Annotated in this window: 19 protein-coding genes; 12 read left to right on the plus strand and 7 right to left on the minus strand. The window is 73.9% G+C overall.

Annotated features, from left to right (window positions below):
* Nucleotides 1-5 precede the first annotated feature (5 nt).
* The 4 genes from ABZW10_RS18280 to ABZW10_RS18295 all read right to left on the minus strand — a co-directional run bounded on the left by ABZW10_RS18280 (nt 6) and on the right by ABZW10_RS18295 (nt 6,371).
* Nucleotides 6-1,016, minus strand: a complete 1,011-nt coding sequence (locus ABZW10_RS18280; RefSeq protein ID WP_355366317.1) for a hypothetical protein — start codon at nt 1,014-1,016, stop codon at nt 6-8.
* A 412-nt stretch (nt 1,017-1,428) separates the two neighbouring features.
* Nucleotides 1,429-2,760: a hypothetical protein gene (locus ABZW10_RS18285; RefSeq protein WP_355366320.1), complete on the minus strand. Its 1,332-nt coding sequence runs from the start codon at nt 2,758-2,760 to the stop codon at nt 1,429-1,431.
* The gene (locus tag ABZW10_RS18290) at nt 2,757-5,675 is read right to left on the minus strand and encodes an SNF2-related protein (protein WP_355366323.1); all 2,919 of its coding nucleotides are present in this window, start codon (nt 5,673-5,675) and stop codon (nt 2,757-2,759) included. The genes ABZW10_RS18285 and ABZW10_RS18290 overlap by 4 nt, the downstream gene beginning before the upstream one ends.
* A gap of 57 nt (nt 5,676-5,732) precedes the next feature.
* Nucleotides 5,733-6,371, minus strand: coding sequence for a PadR family transcriptional regulator (locus ABZW10_RS18295; protein ID WP_355366326.1), 639 nt, complete (start codon nt 6,369-6,371; stop codon nt 5,733-5,735).
* A 131-nt stretch (nt 6,372-6,502) separates the two neighbouring features.
* Between ABZW10_RS18295 and ABZW10_RS18300 the strand changes: the two genes are divergently transcribed.
* From ABZW10_RS18300 to ABZW10_RS18310, 3 genes are all read left to right on the plus strand, one after another.
* Nucleotides 6,503-7,465 carry an ATP-binding cassette domain-containing protein gene (locus ABZW10_RS18300; RefSeq protein ID WP_355366376.1) on the plus strand — a complete coding sequence of 321 codons (963 nt, stop codon included), beginning with the start codon at nt 6,503-6,505 and terminating at the stop codon, nt 7,463-7,465.
* A 92-nt stretch (nt 7,466-7,557) separates the two neighbouring features.
* On the plus strand, nt 7,558-8,304 hold the full coding sequence (locus ABZW10_RS18305; protein WP_355366379.1) for an ABC transporter permease: 747 nt from the start codon (nt 7,558-7,560) through the stop codon (nt 8,302-8,304).
* 232 nt (nt 8,305-8,536) lie between these two features.
* Nucleotides 8,537-8,689, plus strand: coding sequence for a hypothetical protein (locus ABZW10_RS18310; protein WP_355366329.1), 153 nt, complete (start codon nt 8,537-8,539; stop codon nt 8,687-8,689).
* 76 nt (nt 8,690-8,765) lie between these two features.
* Here the strand turns inward: ABZW10_RS18310 and ABZW10_RS18315 are convergent, their stop codons facing one another.
* The gene (locus ABZW10_RS18315; RefSeq protein ID WP_355366333.1) at nt 8,766-9,986 is read right to left on the minus strand and encodes a glycosyltransferase; all 1,221 of its coding nucleotides are present in this window, start codon (nt 9,984-9,986) and stop codon (nt 8,766-8,768) included.
* 25 nt (nt 9,987-10,011) lie between these two features.
* Here ABZW10_RS18315 and ABZW10_RS18320 point away from each other — a divergent pair, with 25 nt between their 5' ends.
* The 6 genes from ABZW10_RS18320 (at nt 10,012) to ABZW10_RS18345 (ending at nt 17,123) form a co-directional block, all read left to right on the plus strand.
* Complete coding sequence (locus ABZW10_RS18320) at nt 10,012-10,311, plus strand: hypothetical protein (RefSeq protein ID WP_355366336.1); 300 nt, start codon at nt 10,012-10,014, stop codon at nt 10,309-10,311.
* Between the two features lie 163 nt (nt 10,312-10,474).
* Nucleotides 10,475-11,110: a hypothetical protein gene (locus tag ABZW10_RS18325; protein ID WP_355366339.1), complete on the plus strand. Its 636-nt coding sequence runs from the start codon at nt 10,475-10,477 to the stop codon at nt 11,108-11,110.
* Nucleotides 11,111-11,227: 117 nt separating this feature from the next.
* The gene (locus ABZW10_RS18330) at nt 11,228-14,887 is read left to right on the plus strand and encodes a hydantoinase B/oxoprolinase family protein (protein WP_355366342.1); all 3,660 of its coding nucleotides are present in this window, start codon (nt 11,228-11,230) and stop codon (nt 14,885-14,887) included.
* Between the two features lie 153 nt (nt 14,888-15,040).
* A complete protein-coding gene (locus ABZW10_RS18335; protein WP_355366345.1) occupies nt 15,041-15,319 on the plus strand; it encodes a dsRBD fold-containing protein in 279 nt (92 codons plus the stop codon).
* A gap of 191 nt (nt 15,320-15,510) precedes the next feature.
* Nucleotides 15,511-15,870 (plus strand): STAS domain-containing protein, encoded by a 360-nt coding sequence (locus ABZW10_RS18340; protein WP_355366348.1) that lies wholly within the window; start codon nt 15,511-15,513, stop codon nt 15,868-15,870.
* Between the two features lie 194 nt (nt 15,871-16,064).
* Entirely contained in the window at nt 16,065-17,123 is a 1,059-nt protein-coding gene (locus tag ABZW10_RS18345; RefSeq protein ID WP_355366351.1) for a hypothetical protein, read from the plus strand.
* A gap of 313 nt (nt 17,124-17,436) precedes the next feature.
* Here ABZW10_RS18345 and ABZW10_RS18350 read toward each other — a convergent pair whose 3' ends face one another.
* Nucleotides 17,437-18,468, minus strand: coding sequence for a LacI family DNA-binding transcriptional regulator (locus ABZW10_RS18350; protein ID WP_355366354.1), 1,032 nt, complete (start codon nt 18,466-18,468; stop codon nt 17,437-17,439).
* A gap of 155 nt (nt 18,469-18,623) precedes the next feature.
* Between ABZW10_RS18350 and ABZW10_RS18355 the strand changes: the two genes are divergently transcribed.
* From ABZW10_RS18355 to ABZW10_RS18365, 3 genes are all read left to right on the plus strand, one after another.
* Nucleotides 18,624-19,877, plus strand: coding sequence for an MFS transporter (locus ABZW10_RS18355; protein ID WP_355366357.1), 1,254 nt, complete (start codon nt 18,624-18,626; stop codon nt 19,875-19,877).
* Between the two features lie 83 nt (nt 19,878-19,960).
* The gene (locus tag ABZW10_RS18360; RefSeq protein WP_355366360.1) at nt 19,961-20,668 is read left to right on the plus strand and encodes an alpha/beta fold hydrolase; all 708 of its coding nucleotides are present in this window, start codon (nt 19,961-19,963) and stop codon (nt 20,666-20,668) included.
* Between the two features lie 3 nt (nt 20,669-20,671).
* The gene (locus tag ABZW10_RS18365; RefSeq protein WP_355366364.1) at nt 20,672-23,173 is read left to right on the plus strand and encodes a glycoside hydrolase family 3 C-terminal domain-containing protein; all 2,502 of its coding nucleotides are present in this window, start codon (nt 20,672-20,674) and stop codon (nt 23,171-23,173) included.
* Nucleotides 23,174-23,308: 135 nt separating this feature from the next.
* On the opposite strand, the gene ABZW10_RS18370 is transcribed toward ABZW10_RS18365, so the two are convergent.
* On the minus strand, nt 23,309-25,603 hold a 2,295-nt coding region (locus ABZW10_RS18370), incomplete at its 5' end, for an FG-GAP-like repeat-containing protein (RefSeq protein WP_355366367.1).

The following is a 25,603-nucleotide window of genomic DNA, read 5'->3' on the forward strand; positions in this document are numbered from 1 at the left end:
GCGTGTCACGGGCTGCTCTCGGCCGCGACGAAGGTGTACGCGCCGAGTTCGAGGAACAGGGCGTCCTGGAGCCCGGGCACGCCGGTGAGGGGGACGGCGAGTCGCCGTTCGAGCGGTCCGGCGTTGGTGGTCACCGGGTTGTAGGCCCGCAGCACGATCCGGGCGTCGCACGGGAGCGGCTGGTCGAACCGGAGCACGACCGTGACCGTGCCGGAGTAGTTGGCGGGCAGCAGGACGGAGCGCGTGTACCCCTCGTCGGTTCCGGGCGAGTAGATCTGCGCCGTCAGGCTGAACGGGGCCTGCTGGTCGGTGTTGGAGAAGGTCGCGGTACCGCCGGGCAGGTCGGTGCCGGAAACCCCGAAGACGAATCGCGTCGGGGTGTTGTTCAGGTTGCAGACGGCCAGCTCGGAGAGGACGTAACTGGTCTGCTGACACGGGATGACGTCGATGTTGCGCCAGCCGACGTTGGGGTTGTACCTGACCCAGTTCAGGTAGTCGACGAGCGAGCCGAACGTGGGCAGGGTGGCGGACATCGGGTGGGCGGGCGTGTCCACGGTGGTGATCGTGCAGTAGTGACCCGGCGGATTCCGGCTCGGCCAGACGAAGGCGGACCTGCTGACGCAGATCTGTCCGGGAGGGATCTCCCGGGAGCCGCCGCGGACGGTGAACGGCACGGTGGTGCCGCCGCCCTCGGCGTTGATCGGGGTCCACGCCCGCGGGTCCAGCAGCAGTCCCCCGGGGGCGTAGTAGAGCCTGACGTTGCCGGAGGTCGGGCAGCCGGTCCTCAGGTTCTTCCCCCGGACGTAGATGCGGTTGAGCCTCCCGTACACGATGGGGTGGCTGATCCCGAGGTCGGGGCCGTTGTAACTCGACGCCAGCAGGGGGAAGTCGAGGATGTCGCTGCCGAAGGGGATGATGTCCGGGGACTCCCAGACGGGGTCGGCGGTGGGGGTCTGTCCCACGTCCTGGAAGTTGTCCCGGACCAGGATGTCGTTCCAGTTGGCGGCGGCGTTCACGGTTCCTCCCGAGTGGACGGTGCGTGCCGGGCGTGTGCTGGGCGAACGGGGCGTACGGGGCGTGCCGTACGGCGGACGGGCCCGGGTGCGTCGGTGCGGTGTTCCGGTCTTCCCGGGAAGGGCGCCCCTTCGGACCGCCGCAAGAGGCGGCAGGTCCTCATCGGCGGCCTCGTTGACGGCCGCCGGACAGGTCGGTGAGTCGGTCCTGTGGTACCGGGAGGGCGAATGCGCCTGTTCCGAACGTCCCGGTACGGAAAAATGTATCGGGCCCGAACCATCAGCCCAATAGGCCGGACGAGTGAATGCCCGGCATGTTCCTTTACTGCCGGGTGTGTTGGGGTTGTGCGCCCGCCATGCGCGCGCCGGTCCGACGAACCGTCGGACCGGCGCTCGGGGTGCCCTTCCCTACGGTTCAGCCGTCGAGGAGCTCGGCGAGGGCCTCGGCCGGGTCGCGCTGCGGGACGGCGGTCGGCCACCACTGACCGTCCCGCTGCCGGTAGGGGTACCAGCGGCCGTCCCGGCCGTAGCGGAGCTGGCGCCCGCTGCCGACCAAGGTCCAGCGGTTCTCCGTCACTTCGAGCTCGGGCAGTTCGCCCTGCTCCCAGCCCGCGGTGAGCGCGGTGCTCGCCCGGGCGGTGTCCTGCGAGGGCGGCGTCCAGGCCTCCTCCAGCGCGGCCAGCCCGGCTCTCCCGCCCAGCCGCCACGCCTCGGCCGCCCGGTCCAGTCGCTCCGGACGGCCGCAGGCCTCCCGCACCCGGGCCAGCACCCGCGGCTCGGGGCGGGTGGCCGCGATCCGTACGCTGTCCCGCCAGAGGTCGAGCGGCGCGGGCGGCTCGGCGGTGAAGCCGTGGGTGAAGGCCAGCAGCTCACGGGCGCGCACGGCCGCGTCCGCGACCAGCTGCTCCAGTGGGTCGGCCCCGACGCCGCCCGGGGAGGCGTCCTGCCGGACGGGCGGCCCGGGCAGCGGCGGCAGCTCGGGCAGCGCCGCCGGCTCGCGGCCGAACACCTCCTCGGCGGGCGTGCCGTCCGGCAGTTGCGCCGCGTCGGCCCGCGCTTCCTCCGTCACGTCGTCGGCGTTCGCCGCACCGGCCTCCGTCACGTCGGCGTCCTCGTTCCCGACACCGCCGACGATCGCCTGCACCAGCAGGGCGGCCCGGGCTTCCTCCCGCGCCTCCCGCACGCCGCGCCCCCGCAGCAGGAGCAGCAGCGCGGCGTCCTCGTCCAACAGCCAGGACACCTGGTAGCCGAGCGCCGCCGCATGCTCGCAGGGGTGGGCGAACGCGTCGCAGTCGCACTCCGCCTCCAGGTCGCCGTAGCCGGGCAGCAGCCGGATCCGGGCGTCCTCGGCGGCCTCCAGCAGGTCGGGCGGCAGTTCACCGGCGAGCAGTTCCTCGATGACACCCGGCCGTTCGGCGGCCTTCTCCCAGAGCGAGTCCCAGGTGTCCTCGTCGAGTTCCTCCAGGGTGAGCACCGTCCTGAACGGGGCGCCGTCCTCGTGGCCGGTGGTCGAGACGCGCCCGGGACTGACCGTGATGGGCCCGAGCCGGCCGGTCCGCGCGTGGGCCCGGCCCTTCTTCAGCGTCTCCTCGTCCAGGGCGGTGTCCTCCAGCGCGTCCGCCCAGGCCCTGCCCCACCAGGACCGGCCGCGTGACCGGCTGCCCCGGCGTGCGGCGAAGGCCGGAAAGCCCCGCGCGCCCGTCCCGTCCCCGAGCGTCCCGTTCCCGCCCGTCCCGTCCCCGCTCATCCCGCGCTCCTCAGTTCGACCAGGTTGGCCAGCTCGTCGTTGCTCAGCTGCGTCAGCGCCTGCTCCCCGGCGCCCAGGACGGCGTCCGCCAGCCCCTTCTTCGCTTCGAGCAGCGCGGCGATGCGGTCCTCGACGGTGCCCTCGGCGATCATCCGGTGCACCTGGACGGGGCGCGTCTGCCCGATGCGGTGGGCGCGGTCGGTGGCCTGGGCCTCCACCGCCGGGTTCCACCAGCGGTCGTAGTGCACGACGTGGTCGGCGCGGGTGAGGTTGAGCCCGGTCCCGGCGGCCTTGAGGGACAGCAGGAAGACGGGCACCTCGCCGTCCTGGAACCGGCGGACCATCTCCTCCCGGCGCGGCACCGGGGTGCCGCCGTGCAGCAGCAGGGTGGGGACGCCGCGTTCGCGCAGGTGTGCCTCCAACAGCCGCGCCATGGTGACGTACTGGGTGAACACCAGGACCGCTCCGCCCTCGGAGACGATGGTGTCGAGCAGTTCGTCCAGCAGTTCCAGCTTGCCGGACCGGCCGGCCAGCCGGGTGCCGTCCGCCTCCTTGAGGAACTGCGCGGGGTGGTTGCAGATCTGCTTCAGACCGGTGAGCAGCTTGAGCACCAGTCCGCTCCGGGCGATGCCCTCGGTGGCCCCGATCCGCGCCATGGCCTCGCGGACCTGGGTCTCGTACAGGGTCCGCTGCTCGGGGGTGAGGGGGACCGGGCGGTCCGTCTCGGTCTTCGGCGGGAGTTCGGGGGCGATGCCCGGGTCCGACTTCCTGCGGCGGAGCAGGAACGGCCGGACCAGTTCGGCCAGTCGCCGCGCGGTGGGGCCGTACTCCCCCTCCTCCCCCGGCGGCGGTCCGAACTCCGCGCGTTCGGCGCGTTCGGCCTCCACGGCGGCGATCCAGCGGCTGCGGAAGCGGCCGTGGCCGCCGAGGAGTCCGGGGGTGGTCCAGTCGAGGACGGCCCAGAGCTCGGAGAGGTTGTTCTCGACCGGGGTGCCCGTCAGGGCGATCCTGGCGCCGGCGGGGATCAGCCGCAGCGCCTTCGCGGTGCCGGAGTGCGGGTTCTTGACGTGCTGGGCCTCATCGGCGACGACCGTGCTCCAGCGGTGCGCACCGAGCCGCCCGGCGTCCAGGCGCATGGTGCCGTAGGTGGTCAGGACGAAGCCCGAGTCGGCGCCCTCCAGGGTGCGGTCGGGGCCGTGGTAGCGGCGCACGGGCGTGCCGGGGGCGAACCTGGCGACCTCGCGCTGCCAGTTGCCCAGCAGCGAGGCGGGGCAGACGACGAGGGTGGGGCCGGCGCTGTCCGGGTGCTCCTGGCGCAGCAGGTGCAGTGCGATCAGCTGGACGGTCTTGCCCAGGCCCATGTCGTCGGCGAGGCAGCCGCCCAGACCGAGCGAGGTGAGGCGGTCCAGCCAGCGCAGGCCGCGCAGCTGGTAGTCGCGCAGGGTGGCCGCGAGCGCGTCCGGCTGGTCGACGGCTTCGGTGCCGCCGTCGGGTTCGGCCAGGCGTCGGCGCAGGGCGAGCAGCCAGGCGCTGGACGCGACCCGCACCTGCGTGCCGCCGATCTCGGCGTGCCCGGTGAGGGCGACGGCGAGCGCCTCGACGGCGGTGAGCGGTCGGAGGTCGCGTTCGCGGGCCTTGCGGGCGGTGTCGGCGTCGATGAGCACCCACTGCCCGCGCAGCCGGGCCACCGGCCGGTCGGCGACGGCGGCGGCGGCGACCTCGGCCGTCTCCTGCTCGGTGAGAGCCTCCCCGTCGAGTTCGAGCCGCCAGCGCAGGTCGACCCTGCCGTCACCGCCGAAGAAGGACCGCAGGTCGGTGGGCGGGGTCCGCTCGCCGCCGAGGACGGCGCGGGTGGTGAGGGGGCGGACGGCGCCCTCGGGCCGGAGCAGCTCGACACCGTGGGCGGCGAGCCGGTCGGCGGTGTCGCCCAGCAGGTCCTGGACCTCGCGGTCGGTGAGGTCCAGGGCGGAGGGCACCGGCAGCAGGCGGGTGAGGGGCTGCCAGACATCGGCGGCCCGCCGTACGGCGAGCACGGTGTCGGCCCGGGCGCGAGGTCCGAACCCGGCCGTCTCGACCGCGGCGAACAGCTCGTCGGCATCGACGGCGAGGGTGGGGTCGGCCAGGCTGGACACCCGGGGCACCAGGCGCGGGGCGGGCCGCTCGCCCTCGCCGGCGGGCACCAGGTCCAGGCGCAGCGCCAGCCGTACGCCCGAGTCGAGGCCGGCCGAGATCTGCTCGGCCCAGGCGCGCAGCTGGGGGACGTGCTGGGGTTCGACGGCGGCGAAGGCCGGGCGGCCGGCCGCGGCGGGTGCGGCGGCGGTGCGCGGCAGGGTGTCGGCGACCGCGTCGACGAAGGAGCGGAGCAGGGTGGTGGTGTCGGGCAGCAGCAGCGGGCCGCCGGGCGGGACGGGCAGGGGCAGCGCGAGTGCCTCGGGCGGCGCCGCCGCGGCCAGTTCGCGGATGCGCCGGACGTCCTCCGGGGCGAGCGGGCCGACGCGCCAGGTGTCGTGGCCGGCGGCGGAGACGCCGGGGAGCAGCCGTTCGCGGGCGGCGAGGTGCAGGCCGAGGGCGGTGGCGGCGCCCCAGTAGGCGGCGGACGGGCTGGGGGTGGCGGCCGTGGATCCGTCCACGGCCGCCTCGGTGTGGAGGCGGCGGGCCAGGGTGAGGGCGGGCAGTGCCTCGGCGACGGTCAGGCGCAGGACCGGGCAGCGGCGTACCGCGAGGGTGCCGCCGTCGGCGGTGACCAGCTCGGCTTCGCCGGGTTCGCCGAGGAGCGGCCGCGCGGCGGGGCCGGGGAGGGCCGGGTCGTCGGGGTACCGGTAGACGAGCCTTCCGGTGCGCCCCGGATCGCCCGGCTCGAAGGCCACCGCGCACTGCGCCAGCAGCTCGGCCTGCTCACGCGACATCCACGCCATCTGTTCCGCCCCTGGTTCGTCGTAGAGTCAACTTCCGCCGCCCGCGCGTGGACACCCCTAGTGAGGGTCCTCGGGATGCGGCCCGGTGGCGTACGGGTTCGGCTCGCCCTCCGCGAGCACCCCCACGAACGGTTCGCCCTCCCCCGCGAAGGTGTGGGCGCCGCCCTCGATCCGCCCGATCAGGCTGTGGGTCCACTCCGCCTCGCTGTCGGCCGAGTGCATCCACATGTTCATGATTTCGCCGATGTGTCCGAACTGTTCGGGACCGTCCTGCGGCACGTAGTACTCGGTGACCTGGGCCCGCCACCGTTCGAGTCCGGCGATCCGCTCCTTGAGGAGCGCGACGGCCTCGGCCCGCGGCAGGTCGACGATGAACCCAAGGGCGGCCGAGAGCACGTCCCGCTTCTGGTCGTACGAGGTCAGGGCCTCGCGCAGCAGAGCGAGGTACTCCGCGGTGCCCTTGTCGGTGATCTCGTACTCGACCCGGGGCGGGCCGCCGACGGCGCTCGGGGCGACCTCGTGCGCGACGAGGAGTCCCTGCTTCGCCATCTGCTTGAGCGCGTGGTAGATCGAGCCCGGTTTGGCGGTGGACCACTCGTGGGCTCCCCAGTACTCCAGGTCGTTGCGCACCTGGTAACCGTGCGCGCGCCCGTGCTGACGGACCGCGCCGAGAACCAGTAGCCGGATCGCGGACATGAGCGGCTCCTTCCTCATCCTGCTCGTGGGAGCCCAGACTAATCAAATTTGACCAGCCATGCGGAACAGGCTACCTTCCCCGAGCTAGTCAAGTTTGATTACTGGCGGAGGGGAACGCTTTGACCGACCACTTGGCCGACCACGATCCGGCGATCGTCGTCGAGGGACTGCGGAAGAGGTACGGCGACAAGCAGGCGCTCGACGGTCTCGATCTCACCGTCCGCGGCGGAACCGTCCAGGGGATCCTCGGCCCGAACGGCGCCGGCAAGACCACGGCCGTCCGCATCATGTCCACACTGCTGCGCCCCGACGAGGGCCGGGTGCGGGTGGCGGGGATCGACGCCGTGACCCGCGCCGACGAGGTGCGCGCGCGGATCGGACTGCTGAGCCAGTACGCCGCCGTCGACGAGGAGCTGAGCGGCCGGCAGAACCTGGAGATGTTCGGCCGACTCCACCACCTGGGCGCGCGCCGCGCGAACGCCCGGGCCGAGGAGCTGCTCACCCGCTTCGGGCTGGCCGACACCGGAACGAAGGCCGTCAAGCAGTACAGCGGCGGGATGCGGCGGCGCCTCGACCTGGCGGCCTCCCTCATCTCCGAGCCGCAGGTGCTCTTCCTGGACGAGCCCACCACCGGGCTCGACCCGCGCGGCCGCACGGAGGTGTGGAACGCGGTGCGCTCACTGGTCGACGGCGGTACGACCGTGCTGCTGACCACCCAGTACCTGGAGGAGGCCGATCAGCTGGCCGACCGGATCGCGGTGATCGACCACGGGAAGGTCATCGCCCAGGGCACGGCGGACGAACTGAAGACCAGGACGGGCGGCGACCGGATCGACGTCGTCCTGCACGACGCCGGCCAACTGGCCCGGGCGGCCTCGCTGTTGCCCGGGGAGGCAGCCGTGGACGAGGACCGCCGGCTGGTCAGCGCCCCGGTCGGCGACCGGATGGCGGCGCTGACGGAGACCGTGCGGGCCCTGGAGGCGGCCGGAATCGTGGCGGAGGACATCGCGGTGCGGCGGCCGACGCTCGACGAGGTCTTCCTGCACCTGACGAACCCGGCGGAGCTGTCGAAGGCGGAGGTGGAGGCGGAATGAGCACGGTCCGGACCATGGAGGCGCCGCACGGTACGGCGGCCACCGGCGGCACGGGCGCGAGCCTGCGCCGGGCCGCCGCCGACTCCTGGACGATGACCAGGCGCGAGCTGGCCCACTGGGCACGGCAGCCCGTGCAGGTGGTCGTCGGGCTGGTCTTCCCGGTGATGATGCTGCTGATGTTCCGCTACCTGATCGGCGGCGGCCGGGGCGTCGAGGGGGACTTCAAGGACTACCTGGTGCCCGGCATGCTCACCATGACGATGGCCTTCGGCCTGGAGGCCACGATGCTCTCCGTCACCCAGGACCTGGGCAAGGGGATCATCGACCGGTTCCGCTCGATGCCGATGGCGTCCGGAGCGGTCCTGGTCGGCCGCAGCGTCGCGGACATGCTGCAGTCGACGGTCGGGCTGATCGTGATGATCGCGGTGGGCTACGCGATCGGCTGGCGCTGGCACGGCGGTTTCGCCTCCTTCCTGGGGGCGGCGGGACTGCTGGTGCTGCTGCGGTTCGCGATGGTGTGGATCGGCATCCACCTGGCCATGGTCGCGGGCCGGCCGGAGCTGGTGCAGGCGGTGCAGATCCTGGTGTGGCCGGTCGGCTTCCTCTCGAACGCCATCGCCTCCCCGGAGTCGATGCCGTCCTGGCTGGGCGCGGTCGTGGAGTGGAACCCGATGTCGGCGACGGCCACGGCGGTGCGCGGCCTGTTCGGCAACCCGGGCGCGACCGGCGACTCCTGGGCCGCGACGCACGCGGACCTGCTCGCGGTGGCGTGGCCAACAGCCCTGGTCGCGGCCTTCCTCCCACTCGCGGTGAGCCGCTTCAGGGGCCTGAGCCGCTAGCGGGAGCGGGCGCGGCACCCGGGCGTGACCGACACCGGACGGCAGTCGGTCACGCCCGGCACACCCAATCCTCACCAACCGACGATCCTTCAAACAGCAGGAGAACAACCCGTCGCGGCTGGGAATTGGCGAGCGATGTTCAAAGGTTGATGTAGAATCATAGGCGTAAGGAGGCCTTGGGGCCGACGTTGAAGGCGTCGGCGGCCTCCCACCGGCAGGGGGAAAGACCGTCATGACGTACCACCTCGACACCGCGCGGGCCATCATCAACGAGCGGATGCGGGAGGCCGAGCAGCACCGCCTCGCCCATGCGCTCTACCTGAAGAACCGCGCCGAGGCCAAGTCCCGTCGGGCGCGTCTGCTCCTCGCCCGCCTCGGCGGCTGAGCACCGCGACCGCAGGCCGTCGACCCGGAAGCCGCACCGCCGCGACCACCGCTCTCCCCCGGGGAGTACCGGCAGGTCAGCCGGGGTAGCCGTCGATCCGGTCGACGTGGGAGAGCACAGCACCGGCACCGTCCTCGGCCGCCATCAGCGCACCGACGGCGGCCGCGCGGCGGCGGACCGGTTCCGCCAGCGCCGCCGTGATCGCGGCGGCGAGGCGCTCGGCGGTGAGATCGGCGAACGGCACGGGCTCCGGGGCGACTCCCAACCGGTGCAGCCGTTCCGCCCAGAACGGCTGGTCGACCATGACCGGCACCGGCACGGCGGGAACGCCGGCCCGCAGCGCGGCGCCCGTGGTACCCGCTCCGGCGTGGTGCACGACGGCGGCCGTACGCGGGAACAGCCAGTCATGCGGCAGGTCCCCGACGGACAGCACGTCGTCGCCCGCCGCCTTCAGTCCGGCCCACCCGGCCTGGACCACCGCGCGCACGCCCGCCCGACGCACCGCCTCCGTCACCAGCTCACCGAGCCGCTCACCCTCCCCCGGCGCCATGCTGCCGAAACCGATGAACACCGGTGCCGGACCGGCCTGGAGGAAGTCGACCAGCTCGGCGGGAGGCTGCCAGTCCAGCGGCCGGGCGGGCCACCAGAAGCCCGCCACCTCGACCGGGGCCGGCCAGTCCGCCGGACGCGGCAGCAGCTGCGGACTGTAACCGTGGACGACCGGACGGGTGTGTCCGAGCGGTTCCGGCGGCGTCGTACCGGGCAGGCCGAGGCGCTCGCGCAGCCGGGCCACCGCGCCCGAGAACAGCCCTTCCGCACTCCGGAGCCGCTCCCGGCCGACCGCCAGGTTCTCCTCCGGCCCGAGGTCCCCGGCGACGCCGGGGCCGGGCAGCGGGAACGCGGTGGTGGCGAAGGCCGGCGTGAGGTACGTGCCGAGGACGGGCACGCCGTGGGCCTCCCCCGCCGTCCGGCTGAACGACGACGGGGCGAAGGCGGTGAGCAGCAGGTCCGCCCCGCCCTCCACGGCATCCGCCACACCGTCGGCGAGCCCGTCCACGAAGGCGGCCATCAGCGCGCGGGTCTCCTCCCGGGACGTCGCGCGGGCCCTGGCGCGGATCAGCTCCTCCGGGTCCCCCGGCAGCCGCCGGTACTCCAGCCCGCAGCCCTCGATCAGCGTCTCGAAGGTCGGATGGGCGACGACGGCGACCCGGTGCCCGGCGTCCACCAGGCACCGGCCCAGGCCCGTGAACGGCGCGACGTCCCCGCGGGAACCGGTGGTGACGATCAGGATCCGCATGGGGGTGATTCTCCATGCCGCACCGGTGCGTCGGGAACCCGGGTCCCCGCCGGGGAACTGGCGCCTGTCCCTCGACCGCGGCGACGAACACCCGACGGCCGTCGGCACCCACCCCGACCACCGCCGGCGCGGCCTGGCCCGGGCCGTCCGCACGGCCGGACTGCACGCCTTCGTGCTGCACGCCTTCGCCCGGGCCGGCGGCCGGCGCGCCGTCGTCCGCTCACGGGGCGACGCCGCCCACCCCGTCCCCACGCGGCTCTACGAATCCGTCGGGTTCACCCCGTACACCCGCACCCACACCTTCGTCGGCGGGCCGACGGGCTGAGGGATCCGGCCCTCGGGGCTGTCCTCGCCCCAGGACAACGGAGCCGCCCCACGGGACGATGGAAGCACCCCGGGCTCCGGCGGGGACGGCCGGGGGCACGGATCCGACGACGGACCCCGGTGGGCGCGGGAGCGGCCGAGCGGGGACGACGGGAGTGAGTGCGATGTCCGATGGCGCAGACGCCGGCCGCCGCGCGCTGGTCGACGAGCTCGCCGCGCTGGTGGGACTGGCGCACACCGCGCTGGGCGGTGTGACGGCCGTCCTCATGGAGCCGGACGACGGCGAGGACGGGATCGCGATCGCGGAGAAGGCCCTGGGCGAGCTGCTGGCCCGGGTCGAGGAGGACGCCGCCGCGACGCCCGGCGGGCGGGCCGGGGTCGTCGTGGGCGTCCACGTGGGCTGCGAGCTGGAGGCGCTCGCGCAGCTGACCCGGCGGCTGCTGGAGGCGGCGTGGGCCCGCCAGGAGCGGGGGGCCTTCGACGAGCGGCTGCGGGACCCGCTGCACGGGCTCGCCGGTGCGGCGCTGGACCTGGTCGCGCGGTCCGCCGACGTCCTGCGGTCCGGGGTGGCCGAGGACGTCGCGGACGTGCTGAGCGAGTTGCACGAGGTCGGACAGCGGCAGCGCCTGCTGTACGGGCTGCTGCTGCGCGCGGACTCCAGCGAGGACGCCCGCGAGAAGGCGGCGGACCCGGTCGACGTCACCGACCTCGTCCTGCTGGCCTGCTGCTACCAGCAGTGCGCCGACCGTGCCGGGGCGATCGCCCGCCATGCCGTGCTGTTCGCGCAGGCCGGGGCCTGAGGCCCGGGTCCGGCCCGCGGCGGGTTCCGGTTGCCCCGGCCGTTCGCCCGGCCGGATACTCGTGCGCGGGGCCACTCGCGCACGGAATGCCACACGGCAGGGCGGAGGGAACCGGTCATGGCGGCCAGGGGCTGGCAGTTCTGGGTGGACCGGGGCGGGACCTTCACCGACGTGGTCGCACTGGCGCCGGACGGCCGTCTGCTCACCCACAAGCTGCTCTCGCACGACCCGGCGCTCGACCGCGACCCCGCGGTGGCGGGGATCCGGGCCCTCCTGCCGGCCGGGGCGGACATCGACTCGGTCCGGATGGGCACCACGGTGGCCACCAACGCCCTGCTGGAGCGCACCGGCGAGCCGACCGTCCTGGTCGTCACGCGCGGCTTCGCGGACGCGCTGCGGATCGGCTACCAGAACCGGCCGCTGATCTTCGCCCGTGAGATCGTCCTGCCCGAGCCGCTGTACAGCCGCGTGGTCGAGGTGGACGAGCGGATCGCCGCCGACGGCCGGGTCCTGCGCCCGCCCGACCTCGACCGGCTCGCGGACGAACTGCGCGACTGCCGACGCGAGGGCCTGCGCTCCGTCGCCGTGGTCTGCCTGCACAGCTGTCTGCACCCCGCCCACGAGCGCGCGATCGGCCGGCTCGCCGAGCGGCTCGGCTTCGACCAGGTGTCACTGTCCAGCGAGGCGAGCCCGCTGATGAAGCTGGTGCCGCGCGGGGACACCGCGGTGATCGACGCCTACCTCGACCCGGGGCTGCGCCGCTACGTCCGCCAGGTGGCGGACCAACTGGCCGGTGTCCGGCTGATGTTCATGCAGTCCAACGGCGGGCTCGCCGAGGCCGGCCACTTCCGGGGCAAGGACGCCATCCTGTCCGGCCCGGCCGGCGGCATCATCGGCATGGTGCGGATGTCGGAACTCGCCGGCCACGGCCGGGTGATCGGCTTCGACATGGGCGGCACCTCCACCGACGTCTCGCACTTCGCGGGCGAGTACGAGCGGGTGGTGACCACCCAGGTCGCCGGGGTGCGGCTGCGGGCGCCGATGCTGGCGATCCACACCGTCGCGGCGGGCGGCGGCTCGGTGCTCCGCTTCGACGGTGAACGCCTGCGGGTCGGCCCGGACTCGGCCGGGGCCTTCCCCGGCCCCGCCTGCTACCGCAACGGCGGGCCGCTCACCGTCACCGACGCCAACCTGCTGCTCGGCCGGATCCAGGCCGAGCACTTCCCCCGGGTCTTCGGACCGGACGGCGACCAGCCGCTCGACCGCGGACCGACCGAACGCCGGTTCGCCGAACTGGCCGGGGAGATCGGCGACCGTACGGCCGAGGAGGTGGCCGACGGGTTCCTGCGGATCGCGGTCGGCAACATCGCCAATGCGATCAAGCGCATCTCCGTCCAGCAGGGCCACGACGTCACCCGCTACACGCTCACCACCTTCGGCGGCGCGGGCGGCCAGGTCGCCTGTCCGGTGGCCGAGGCACTGGGCGTGCGCACCGTGCTGGTCCCGCCGATGGCCGGGGTGCTGTCCGCCCTCGGCATCGGCCTGGCCGACACCACCGTCCTGCGCGAGCGGGCCGTCGAACGGCCCCTGGCCGAGGAGGAGATGGGCGCCGTGCGGGCCCTCGCCGACGAGCTGGCGCACGCGGCCCTCGGCGAACTGCTCGACCAGGGCGTGCCCCGGGAACGGGTCCGGCTGACCCACCGGGTCCGGCTGCGCTACCAGGGCACCGACAGCACCATCGGCGTCCCGCTGGGCGAACCGGCCGACATGCGAGCCGAGTTCGAGGAGCGGCACCGGGCCACCTACTCCTTCCTGATGGACCGCCCGCTCACCGTCGAGGCCCTCGCCGTCGAAGGCACCGGCCTGACCGAGCGGCCCGCGCTCGACACCCTCTCCCCCGCGCCGGCCCCGGCCGGACCCGTCACCGTCCGCCTGTACACCGGCGGCCGTTGGCACCGGGTCCCGCTGCTGGAGCGCGAGTCGATGCGGGCGCAGGACACCGTCACCGGCCCGGCGGTGATCACCGAGGCCAACGCCACCACCGTGGTGGACGCCGGGTGGCGGGCGACCGTGACCGCGGCCGGGCACCTGCTGGTCGAACAGGTCGGGGCCACCGCCGAGGAGAGCGTCCCGACCCGCGCCGACCCGGTCCTGCTGGAGGTCTTCAACAACCTCTTCATGGCCATCGCCCAGCAGATGGGCGCCCGGCTGGAGTCCACCGCGCAGTCGGTCAACATCAAGGAGCGGCTGGACTTCTCCTGCGCGCTCTTCGACCCGGACGGCAACCTCGTCGCCAACGCCCCGCACATCCCGGTCCACCTCGGCTCGATGGGCACCACCGTCAAGGAGGTCCTCCGCCGGCAGGGTCCGCGGATGCGCCCGGGCGACGCCTACGCCGTCAACGACCCGTACCACGGGGGCACCCACCTGCCCGACGTCACCGTCGTGACCCCGGTCTTCGACCCGGACGGCCGCGACATCCTGTTCCTCGTCGCCTCCCGCGGCCACCACGCCGAGATCGGCGGCATCTCCCCCGGCTCGATGCCCGCCGACAGCCGTGAGATCCACGAGGAGGGCGTGCTCTTCGACAACTGGCCACTGGTGGTGGACGGACGGCTGCGCGAGCAGGAGACCCGGCGGCTGCTCACCGACCCGCCGCACCCCTCCCGCGACCCGGACACCAACCTCGCCGACCTGCGCGCCCAGATCGCCGCCAACCGCAAGGGCGTCGACGAGGTCAACGCGATGATCGAGCACTTCGGCCTCGGCGTCGTCCAGGCCTACATGCGGCACGTCCAGGACAACGCCGAGCAGGCGGTGCGGCGCGCCGTCGACGGCCTCGGCGACGGCAGCCACCGCTACGAGACCGACTCCGGCGCCGTGATCGCCGTCTCGGTGCGCGTCGACCGCCGGGAGCGCGGCGCCACCATCGACTTCGCCGGGACGTCCCCCCAGCTCGCGGGCAACCTCAACGCGCCCTCCGCCGTCGTCACTGCCGCCGTGCTATACGTCTTCCGCACCCTCGTCGCCGACGACATCCCGCTCAACGACGGCTGCCTGCGCCCGCTGCGGATCCTCGTCCCGCCCGGCTCGATGCTCGCCCCCGAGTACCCCGCCGCCGTCGCCGCCGGCAACGTCGAGACCTCGCAGGCCATCGTCGGCGCGCTCTACGGTGCGCTCGGCATCCAGGCCGAGGGCTCCGGCACGATGAACAACCTGACCTTCGGCAACGCGGAGCACCAGTACTACGAGACCATCGCCTCCGGCTCCGGCGCCGGGCCGACCTTCGACGGGGCGGACGCCGTCCAGACCCACATGACCAACTCCCGCCTCACCGACCCGGAGGTCCTGGAGTGGCGGTACCCCGTTCTCGTCGAGGAGTTCGCCGTGCGCCCCGGCAGCGGCGGGGGCGGACGCCGGCACGGCGGCAACGGCGTGCTCCGGCGGCTGAGGTTCCGCGAGGCGATGACGATCAGCGTCCTCTCCGGCCACCGCCGCGTCCCGCCGTACGGCCTCGCCGGCGGCCTTCCCGGCGCGCTCGGCGCCAACCGCGTGCTGCGCCACGACGGAACCGTGGAGGAGGTGCCCGGCTGCGGCAGCGCCGAGCTCGCGGCCGGTGACGCCGTGGAGATCCTCACCCCCGGCGGCGGCGGGTTCGGGCCGCCCCCCGGACCGCACGACGGACCGCACGACGGACCGCAGGCCGGGGACCGGACCACGGCGACCGGTGAGGCCGCGCCCCGGGGAACCGACGAAGGCGACCGGAGGCGGCGATGAACACGGCAGGCGCGGAACCGGCGGACACTGCGCGCAGGGCCCGGTGGTGGTGCCATGGAAGTGCGGACACGATCGGGGACCCGCGACGCCGCGCCCGCGCCCGGGGCGCCGCCCTCCTCCAGGGATGACCGTACGCGAAAGGACGGAACCGTGATGAGCACACACACCACCACGACACCGCTGCGCACCAAGCGCTGGACCCTGCGGCTCGACCTCTTCGAGGAGGGCGACGTCACCAACGTCCATGCCGTTCTCGACACCGGCGACAACACCCTGCACAGCCGCACCACTGCCCACCGCAACCCGCACGACCCGCCGGTTCCGGAGATCGGCGACGAGTACGCGGCCGGCCGGGCCCTGATCGACCTCGGGCAGCAGCTGCTGCGCGCCGGCCGGACAGACGCCGCGGCCAACGGGCACGACGCCGGCTGAGCCCGCGCCCGCCGGCACCCGCCGGGGCCGTCCGGGCGGCCCGGGACCACCGGCCCTACGGCGGGGGCCCATCGGTTCTTCCCGGCACAGCGCGGCAGTTGGTTGACTCCGGTACGACACGGCACCGCGCCGACCGGAGGACCGGTCGCGTGCCCGGGGCCGCGAGACGACGGGACTCCCAGGAGGTTGTGGTGGGCGCGACGGCACCAGCGGTCGGGCACGGCGTGGTCCGATCGGTCACCCGCGATCCGCGGGCCCGCACCACGGTGGTGCGGCTGAGCGGCGAACTGGACATGCTCACCGCGTCCGGCCTCGTCCCGGAGCTCCTGGGACTCGCGGACGAGGGCGACCGGGAGCTCGTGCTGGACCTGTCCGGCGTCAGCTTCTGCGACAGCTCGGGCGCGGACGCCTTCCTGCAGCTGAACCGGCGCCTGTCGAAGGGCACCCGGCTGTTCCTGCGCGGCGTCTCCCGGCAGCCCGCCAAGGTGCTGCGGCTGCTCGGCCTGTACCGGTCCGTGCCGTGCGAGTTCGCCCAGCCCGCCCACCCCTGATCCCGTCCGCCCCGGCCCTCCGCGACCGGCTGTTCATCCGCCCGACACCGGCCGGCCCCGCGCCGGACGCACCGACGGCAGGCGGTGTCCCGGGAGCGTCACGGTCGGGCCACACCCCGGCCGCCGAGGTCGTCCGGCGCCCCCGCACGGGCAGGATCGGGGCGACAGTGCCCGTCCAACAGGAAGGCCTGGACGTGGAATTCACGATACGGCGGACGATCCGCCGACGCGCCCGTCTCCGCATCCTCTGTTCGCTGGCGGTGGTGACCGGCACGGCCGCCTGGACGCTCGTCACCGGCTCCCCGCCGGGGACGGCGCCACTGCTCGCCCTGGCGCTCCTGGCGTCCGCCGGTCTGATCGGGCTCCGCGACCTGGCCCGCCTGAGGAAGCCGTTCCGGCTGCGGATCGACGACGGCGGGATCACCCTGCACGACGCCCGCCTGCCCTGGCACCACGTCGAGTCGGCCGTGCTGTTCCACCCGCCGATCACCGACCGCACGCCCCGCGACCAGGACGACGCCCCGGCGGCCCCGCCCAAGCCCCGGCTGGTGCTCACCCTGGTGCCCGGGGTGGCCCTGCCGCGCAGGCCCGACACGCTCGGCTCCGGCGGGCGGTCCTACACCGTGCTGAACTGCGAGGACCTCGACCAGCCGATCCCCGACCTCGCCGACGCGCTGCGCCGCCACGCCGGGCCCCGGCTGGAGAGCGCCCCTCCCGGCGTCCTCCCGGCCGGCCCGGCGGACGTGGTGGATCCCCGTCGCGGCGGACCGGAACGGGTGTTCACCGCGGGCCGGAACGCCTGGCGCCGCTCGCTCGTGCCGCTGACCGCCGCCACCGCCGTCGCCGTTCCCGTGGCGGTCGTCCTCGGCCCCCCGCTCTGGCCGATCCTCATCCTCGTCGAGACCTACCTGGTGTTCCGGACCGTCCTGCACTGGCGCCGGCCGCTGCGGCTCCGGGTGGGTCCGGCCGGCATCGGGGTCCGTGAGGCGACCGGGCAGGAGGTGTTCCTGCGCTGGGAGCAGCTCTCCGCCGTGACCTGCGGACGGGTGCCGGGGCGCGACGATCGGCTCCCGTGGCTCGCGGTGTACTCGGCGCCGGGCGCCGAACTCGGCATCGATCGGTCCCACACCGTGGACGGCCACCAGATCTACGTGCTGCTGCGTCTGGACCACCTGCCGGACCGGGGCCGGGGCGTCCCCGACGCGATCCGCGCCTTCGCCGCCGACCGCTACGCCGACACCGCCCCGGACTGACCGGGCGGCCGCCGCGGGGAGAACGCCCACCCGGTGCGCGGAACGACCCGGCGCACGCGACAGCGCGGCGGACGGAACAGCCGAGTGCCTTCGGCAGCCCCTGCCCGCCGCCCGTCAGCCGCACGGGGTCGATGACGTGCCCGCCCCACTGGTGGTTCTCGTCCGAGTTGATGGAAGCGGTGGCCTCCGACCCGGGACTCCTTGCCTTTGTCGAGGAGATTCCAGGGTCGCGACCACGTATCAGTGACGCTCCGAGCTCGGGTGCCGACTGCTGGATGAGGGGGCATCGGTTCTCCGGCCGGCGCACCGCCGCTCAGGACGACTCGCGGGCGATCAGCTGCACGGTCATCAGGTCCCGGTCGACCGGTGCCGACTCCGGGTCGGCCACCACGCGGTCGACCAGGTCGGCCAGTTCCTCACCCGAGGTCAGCCGCATCCGGACCGAGCTCAGCCGCGGGCGGAGCAGCCGGGCGAGCAGCAGGTCGTCGGCGCCGACCACGGCCACCGACCGGGGGACGTCCAGGCCGGCGTCCTGAAGGGCGCGCTGAGCGAGCATGGCGTACTCGTCGTTGTAGCCGAACAGGCCGTCCAGGGTGAGTTCGCGGCAGCGGGTGGCGAGTTCGGCGGCGGACTCCTCGGTGTAGTCCAGCGGCAGCGGCTCGACGACGGCGCCGGCGCCGGCCGACTCGGCCACCGCCCGGACGCCCGCCAGCCGGGGTGCGCTGAACAGCGAGAGCGCCGGATCCGCCGGCATCACGACGCCGATCCGGCGACGGCCGCGTTCCAGCAGGTGCGCGGCGGCACTTGCGCCGACCTCGCTCTGGTCCATGATCAGCGCGTGCGCGCCGGCCACCGGCGGCGTGCCGAGGGTGAGCACCGCCCGGGTGCCGGAGCGCAGCAGGATCCGCACGCCGCCGGGGGTGAGCCCGGGGGTGAGGCAGAGCACGGCGGTGGGCCGCAGTTCGGCCCAGGCGCGTGCGGCGGCCTCCCCGCTGCCCGCGGTCGGGCCCAGCAGCACGGGCGTGTAGCCGTGGCGGTGCAGGGCGTCCTGGAGGTCCCGGTAGAAGCCGCTGAACAGCGGGCCGATCGGCACGGCCGAGCCGACCAGCAGCACCAGTCCGGTGCGGCCGGCCCGCAGCGAGCGGGCGGCGGCGTGCGGGACGTAGCCGAGCTGGTCGGCGGCGGCCAGGACCTTGGCCCGGGTCCGTTCGCCGACCCGTCCGCCGGCGGTGTTGTTGAGCACGAAGGAGACCGTGGCCCGGGAGACGCCGGCCAGCCGGGCGACGTCGGCGCTGGTGGGCGGCGGTACGGCGGGGTCGGCGTGGTGTGCGCGATCACTGTCCATAACGGTTCGCATCTTTTCACGTCCGGCTCTGGCCGATGGCGGAAAGCCCTGATAGACATCTGGTTACACGAGTAACCGTTACACGTGTAACCTCGTTCTTGATCCGCCGCCCGGCACCCCCTCCCACCCGTCGGGCACTCCCCCTGGAGGGCAATGTGGCCCTTTCCCCCACCCACGACGTGCCGCAGGACGTCCCGAGATCCGACGGGGAGACCCCGGCACCCGCCTCCCGCGGTCTGCTGCCCCTGCTCTTCACCGGCAACACCGCGATGTACGCGCTCTACCTCGGCGTCGGCAGCGTGCTGCTCCCCCTGCAGATCGAGCACCTCGACCCGGCCCACAAGGTGGCCAACCTCGGCCTCGTCGGCGGGGTGTCCGCGATCTTCGCCACCCTGTTCAACCCGCTCGCGGGCGCCCTGTCCGACCGTTCGGGCCGTCGCAACCCGTGGATCCTGGGCGGCGGCCTGGCCGCGGTGGCCGCGATGGCCCTGCTCGGCAGCGTGAACTCGGTGCTGCTGGTCTGCATCGCCTGGTGCCTCGGCCAGGCGGCGATGAACTTCTACCAGGCCGCGCTCACCTCGGTGGTGCCCGACCGCGTGCCCGTGGAGCGCCGTGGCACCGCCTCCGCCGCCGTCGGCCTCGGCCTGCCGGTCGGCTCCACCCTCGGTGTGCTGGCGGCCTCCGCGCTCTCCGACCACCTCCGCACCGGCTACCTGGTGCTCGGCCTGCTGGTCGCCCTGGCCGCCGTGCTCTTCAGCGGCCTGGCCCGCGAGCGGCGCATGCCCGCCAAGCAGCCCGCGCCGCTGCACGAACAGGCCGCCGCCTTCCTGGGCGTGCTGCGCGAGCCCGACTTCCGCTGGGCGTTCATCGGCCGCGCACTGCTGGTACTGGGCTACTTCGCGGTGGTCGGCTACCAGCTCTACATCCTGCAGGACCACATCCGCCTGCCGGACGGGCTCACCCCGGAGAAGGCCATCGCGATCCTGACCCCGGTCTCGGCGGTCACGATGGCCCTCTCCACGGTGGCCGGCGGTGTGCTCTCCGACCGGCTGGACCGGCGCAAGCTCTTCGTCGGCCTGTCCGCCGCGCTCTCCGCGCTCGCGCTGCTGATCCCGGTGATCAGCCCCTCGTGGCCCGGCATGCTGGTCTTCTCCGCGGTCAACGGCCTCGCGTTCGGCTGCTTCATGGCCGTCGACACCGCGCTGGTCACCATGGTGCTGCCCAAGGCCGAGGACGCCGCCCGCGACATGGGCGTCCTGAACATCGCCAACGCCGGACCGCAGATCGTCGCGCCGTTCGTCGCCTCCGCCGTGGTCGGCCTCGGCGGATACACCCCGCTGTTCCTGCTCGGCGCCGCGCTCGCGGTGGCCGGGGCGCTCGCCGTCCGCCCGATCCGCGGGGTCCGCTGACCCCGCGTCCGCGGAGCCGACGCGCGCGGACCCGACGTCCGCCGACATCACTGTTCGCCCATCGCCAGAAAGGCTGCTCACCCATGAAGTTGCACACCCGGGAATGGGGTACCGGAGACCGCGTCGCGCTCCTGGTGCACGGCATCATGTCCGACCACCGCACCTGGCGGCGGGTCGGCCCGGCACTGGCCGAGCGCGGCTACCGCGTCATCGCCGTCGACCAGCGCGGCCACGGGCAGAGCCCGCGCGGCACCGGAGCGACCCCGCAGGAACGCTACCCCCTGGACGGCTACGCCGACGACCTGGCCGAGACCCTGCCCGCCGGGGCCGAGCTGGCCATCGGTCACTCGCTCGGCGGCATCACCCTGCTGCGCGCGATCGAGCGGCTGAAGCCGGCCCGCGCCGTGTACGTCGACCCGGCCTGGCAGTTCGCGGCGGCCGACGGGGTGGACCCGGAGATGTTCGTGGCCTTCCGGCACGCCACCCGGGAGCAGATCACCTCGATGAACCCGCGCTGGGAGAGCGCCGACGTCGACGTCGAGCTCGCCACCCTCGCCGCCTGGGACCCGGACTCGGCCCTGGCCATGCCCGGCCAGGAGGCCGGTCTGCCGACCGCCCCCGCCGTGCCCTCCCTGGTGGTCCTGGCCGACCGGAGCTTCCTGGTGAGCCCGTCGGACGCCGCGCTGCTGCGCGAGCGCGGCTTCGAGGTGCGCACCGTGCCCGGCGCCGGGCACACCGTCCACCGGGACGACCACACCGGCTTCATGGCCGCGCTGGAAGGGTGGATCTGAGCCGTGAACCACGGGAAGAAGAACCTCAGGGAGACCGCCGTGACCGCCGACGCCCGCCGTGAGGCCGCCGTCGAGGCCGCCCTCGCACGGCTGGACCTGCCCGCCAAGGTCGCCCTGCTGGCCGGGGCCGACATGTGGTCGCTGCCGGCCAACGAGGAGATCGGCCTCGGCCGGCTGGTGATGTCCGACGGCCCCGCGGGCGTGCGCGGCGAGCAGTGGACCCCCGACGACCCGTCCGTCGCACTGCCCTCGCCGACCGCGCTGGCCGCCACCTGGGACCTCGACCTGGTCCGCCGGGCCGGCCGCCTGCTCGCCCAGGAGGCCCGGCGCAAGGGCGCCCACGTGGTGCTCGCGCCGACCGTCAACCTGCACCGCGGCCCCCGCGGCGGACGCCACTTCGAGTGCTACTCGGAGGACCCGCTGCTCACCGGCGAGCTCGGCGCCGCCCTGGTCCGCGGTGTCCAGGAGGGCGGGGTCGGCACCACGCCCAAGCACTTCGTCGCCAACGACTCGGAGACCGACCGCTACACCGTCGACGTCCGGGTGGACGAGCGCACCCTGCGCGAGCTGTACCTGGCGCCGTTCGAGACGATCGTGAAGAAGGCCCACCCGTGGGGTCTGATGGCCGCCTACAACGCGGTCAACGGCCCGACCATGAGCGAGCACACCGAGCTCAACAACACGGTGCTGCGGGAGGAATGGGGCTTCGACGGCATCCTGGTCTCGGACTGGACCGGGGCCCGCGACACCGTACGGGCGGCCCTCGGCGGCCTGGACGTCGCGATGCCCGGCCCGGCCACCGTCTACGGCGAGCACCTCGTCGAGGCGGTCCGCACCGGACTGGTGCCCGAGGAGGTCGTCGACGAACTGGCCCGCCGCGTCCTGCGCCTGGCCGCCCGGGTCGGCCTGCTGGCCGGGGCGCCGGCCGCCGTGGCCGCGGAGGACCTGCCGGCGCCGATCGACGGCGAGGCGCTGGTGCGCGAGCTGGCGGCGCGCTCCTTCGTCCTGCTGCGCAACGAGGGCGGCGTGCTGCCGCTGGACCCGGCGCCCGCGTCGCTGGCGCTGATCGGAGCGGCGGCGGCCGAGGCCCGGATCGGCGGGGGCGGCAGCGCACAGGTCTTCCCGACCAGGGTGGTCAGCCCGCTGGAGGGCCTGCGCGCCGCGCTGGGAGAGGGCACCGAGCTGGTCCACGCGATCGGCTCCGACCCCCGGACCTTCCTGCCCCCGGCCGCCTTCCCCCGCACCGCCGAACTGCTGGGCGCCGCAGGGTCGCTGGGCACGGCGCCGCTGGCGGACGGCAGCGTCCGCTGGCTGGGCGCGCTGCCCGGCGGCGTCGAGTTCGCCGACCTCCGCGAGGTCCGGATCACCGGCGTCCTGACCGCCGGCACCGCCGGTACGCACCAGCTGGCCGTGCGCGGCGTCGGCCGGTTCAGGCTGGAGGCGGACGGCGAGCCGCTCTTCGACGGACTTCTGCTGCCCGAGGGCGAGGACCCCGCCGCGGCCTTCCTCAACCCCCCGGAGCACCGCGTCGAACTGACCCTCGCCGAGGGCCGGCCGGTCACGGTCACGCTGACGTACACGATGCCGGAGGCGGGCGGCTTCGCCGGCTTCGGCCTGGTCTCCTTCGCACTCGGCCACGCCGCGCCGTCCGCCTCCCCGGAGGAGCTGATCGAGCAGGCCGTCGCGGCCGCCCGGGCGGCCGAGGTCGCGGTCGTCGTGGTCGGCACCACCGAGGAGGTGGAGAGCGAGGGCGTCGACCGGGCCGGTCTGCGGCTGCCCGGCCGCCAGGACGAGCTGGTCGCCCGGGTCGCGGCGGCCAATCCGCGCACCGTGGTCGTGGTCAACGCAGGCGCGCCGGTGCTGATGCCGTGGCGCGACTCGGTGGCGGCCGTCCTGCTCGGCTGGTTCCCCGGCCAGCAGGCCGGCGAGGCCCTGGCCGACGTGCTGCTCGGCACGGTCGAACCGGGCGGCCGACTGCCCACCACCTGGCCCGCCGAGGAGGCCGACTGCCCGGTCTGGGAGGTCGTGCCCACCGAGGGCCGGCTGGACTACTCCGAGGGCCTGTTCATCGGCTACCGGGCCTGGCAGCGCCGGGCCGGCGCCGCACCCGCGTACTGGTTCGGGGCCGGCCGCGGCTACACCGGCTGGGCCTACGAGAGCCTGGAGGCGCGGCCGGTGAACGGCTCCGCCGAGACCCTGGCCGAGGTCGTCGTCCGGGTGCGCAACACGGGCGGACGGACCGGCCGCGAGGTGGTGCAGGTCTACCTCGCCACCGACGGCTCGGACCGCACCCGCCCCGACCGCCAACTGGCCGGTTTCGCGGTGGTCGAGGCCGAACCGGGCGGCGTCGCCACCGCGCGGATCACCCTCCCGCGCCGGGCGGTGCAGAGCTGGGACAGCACGGCGCGCGCCTGGCGCGACAACCCGGGCGTGCACACCGTCGAGGCCGGCCCCTCGGCGGGAGACCGGCCGCTCGCCCTCGCCCTGACCGTCCCGCACAGCTGACACCGCGGCGGACGCAACTCCCCCGGTCCCGACCGGGTCCGGCGAACGCGCAGGCGCCACCCCGCTTCCCGCGGGGTGGCGCCTGTGTCGTCGCCGTGTCGGCGCCGCGTCGTGCGCGGTCACCGGCTCCGGTGGTTACAGGATGACGTCGAAGACCGACGTCCAGCCGGTGCCGACCAGTGTGCGGCCGCTCGGTAGGAAGTCGTACATCTCACCGTTCCGGGTGATGCCGACCGCCTCCGCCGCGCCGTCGTTGTTGAAGTCGCTGACGAACGGGTTCCACTCCCCGGGCCAGAAGCCGTTGCCCCAGAAGTAGCGGGGGCCGAAGCTGGTGCTCTGGGCGTCGCTGGTGTTCGGGAAGATGTAGAGGTCGCCGCCGTCGGTGCGGCCGATGATGTCGGGCTTGAAGTCGCCGTTGACGTCCGCGATCCGGATGGTGATCCAGTTGGCGGGCCACCAGCCGTTGCCGATGAAGAAGCGGTTGCCGAGGGTGGAGGTACCGGTGCCTCCGGTGCCCGGGTAGACCCAGAGCTCGCCGCCGCTGTCGCGGGCGACGACGTCGGTCTTCCCGTCTCCGGTGACGTCGCCGAACGCCAGCGTGGTGTAACCGCCCCAGCCGGTGCCGATCAGCGTCCGGGCACCGACCGTGCTGGTGCCGGAGTTGCCGGTCCCGGAGTAGAGCCACATCTCGCCCTCGCGGGTGAGGCCGATGATGTCGGTGTGCCCGTCGTTGTTGAGGTCGGTGACGTAGACGTTGGTCCAGTACTCGCGCCACCAGCCGTTGCCGGCGAAGTACCGGCCGCCGAAGGTGGAGGCGCCGGAGCCGCCGCTGCCGGGGTAGACCCAGACGTCGCCGCTGGCGTCGCGGGTGAGGATGTCGGTCCTGCCGTCCGCGTTGAAGTCGGGCCGGCCCTGGGTACCGCTGGTCCACTGGCCCTGGCCGACGGCGTTGTAGATCACCAGGACGCCGTGTTCGAGCAGCATCGCGTAGGAGTTGGGCTTGCCGTGGGTACGGGAGCTCCAGAGCGCCTTGGAGCCGTCGGCGCTGTAGACGACCAGGTTGCCGTCGGCCTGCATCCGGGCGAACGCGTTCGGGTTGCCACCGGTGTTGGAGGCCCAGAAGGGCTTGCCGGCCTTGGTCAGCACGAGGTTGCCGTCGGCCTGCATGGTGAGCTTGGCGGTTCCGGTGGCGTACTCCTGGCCGGAGGTCAGATTGGTACCGGAGGGGATCCGGGCGCCGACCACGCCGTCGATGGACCAGCCTCCGGAGAACGTCCAGACGACCCCGGCCGAGGCCTGGCCCCACCAGGCGAACAGGGTGTTGTCGGCCTTGCGCGCCCACAGGTCGGGGACGCCGTCGCCGCTGATGTCGCCGACCGAGCCGACGGTGGGCCAGAGCTCCTTGGTGACGCCGTAGCCGACCTTGACGCGGTCCTTGGTGCCCCAGGTGGCCAGGTCGATGACGCCGTTGGCGTCCTTGCTGCCGAAGGTGCGCAGGATGTCGCCGTTGGTCTCGTCGCGCAGCCAGAGGTCCGGGACACCGTCCCCGTTGAGGTCGCCGGGGGCGATCACGGTGAACTTGTCCCAGTCGTCACCGCCGACCAGGACCGGGTCGGCGTTGTCCAGGTAGCCGTCGCGCGCACCGTAGTAGGCCCAGAGCAGCTTGCCGTCGCGCACCAGCAGGTCGGGGATCTTGTCGCCGTTGAGGTCCCCGGGCGACAGGATCTGGGCATTGGCGTTCTGCCAGTGGTCGTTGCCGGACGGGCAGGTGCCCTCGGGATCGGCGACCGGGCAGTAGACCTTGAGTTCCTGCTTCCTCTTGCCGAAGTTGACGGTCGCGGTGCCGAGGCCGTTGTTGGGGTAGGTCCACAGCTTGCGGCGCTTGTCGACGTTGTCGTACTCCAGGGTGACGAGGTCGTTGTAGCCGTCCTCGCCCCAGTCGCCGGAGTAGGTGATCCGGGGGTCGGTGAAGGTCAGGCCGCCGTTGGTGGCGGAGGAGAACTGGCCGTTGCCCTGGCCCGCGTAGGTGAGCAGGGTGCCGTTGGAGTCGACGCTCCAGATGTCCTTGTGGCCGTCGCCGTTCAGGTCGTACGGCTCGTCGCGGTCCTGCGAGCGGCCGGCGTAGAACAGGTAGGTCGCGGTGTCGGAGCGGTTGCCGGCGGCGTCCTGGCTGAAGGCGTGCACGAAGTGCGGGCCCACGCCGGAGGGCTTGAGCGAGATCTTCGCAGTGCCGCCGGCGGCGGGGGCGTCCACCGTCTTCACGGACTGGTCCCAGTCGGTGTAGTAGCCGTAGCGCACGACGTCGTCGACGCCGTTGGAGGCGATGGTGAAGTCACCGGGGTTGCGGGCTTTGCCGGTGCCGGCGGGCCAGCCGTTGTCGCCGTTGGGGAAGGCCGAGGAGTCGATCTTCGGGGCCCTGGCGGGGCGGGT

Source organism: Kitasatospora sp. NPDC004723 (genome assembly GCF_040609255.1).
Lineage (GTDB): Bacteria > Actinomycetota > Actinomycetes > Streptomycetales > Streptomycetaceae > Kitasatospora.

Coding starts and splice junctions, on each gene's coding strand:
- ABZW10_RS18330 (WP_355366342.1), top strand. CDS start 11,228: ATGGCGGCCAGGGGCTGGCAGTTCTGGGTGGACCGGGGCGGGACCTTC.
- ABZW10_RS18360 (WP_355366360.1), top strand. CDS start 19,961: ATGAAGTTGCACACCCGGGAATGGGGTACCGGAGACCGCGTCGCGCTC.
- ABZW10_RS18310 (WP_355366329.1), top strand. CDS start 8,537: ATGACGTACCACCTCGACACCGCGCGGGCCATCATCAACGAGCGGATG.
- ABZW10_RS18350 (WP_355366354.1), bottom strand. CDS start 18,468: ATGGACAGTGATCGCGCACACCACGCCGACCCCGCCGTACCGCCGCCC.
- ABZW10_RS18305 (WP_355366379.1), top strand. CDS start 7,558: ATGACCAGGCGCGAGCTGGCCCACTGGGCACGGCAGCCCGTGCAGGTG.
- ABZW10_RS18290 (WP_355366323.1), bottom strand. CDS start 5,675: ATGGCGTGGATGTCGCGTGAGCAGGCCGAGCTGCTGGCGCAGTGCGCG.
- ABZW10_RS18335 (WP_355366345.1), top strand. CDS start 15,041: ATGAGCACACACACCACCACGACACCGCTGCGCACCAAGCGCTGGACC.
- ABZW10_RS18315 (WP_355366333.1), bottom strand. CDS start 9,986: ATGCGGATCCTGATCGTCACCACCGGTTCCCGCGGGGACGTCGCGCCG.
- ABZW10_RS18325 (WP_355366339.1), top strand. CDS start 10,475: ATGTCCGATGGCGCAGACGCCGGCCGCCGCGCGCTGGTCGACGAGCTC.
- ABZW10_RS18295 (WP_355366326.1), bottom strand. CDS start 6,371: ATGTCCGCGATCCGGCTACTGGTTCTCGGCGCGGTCCGTCAGCACGGG.
- ABZW10_RS18285 (WP_355366320.1), bottom strand. CDS start 2,760: ATGAGCGGGGACGGGACGGGCGGGAACGGGACGCTCGGGGACGGGACG.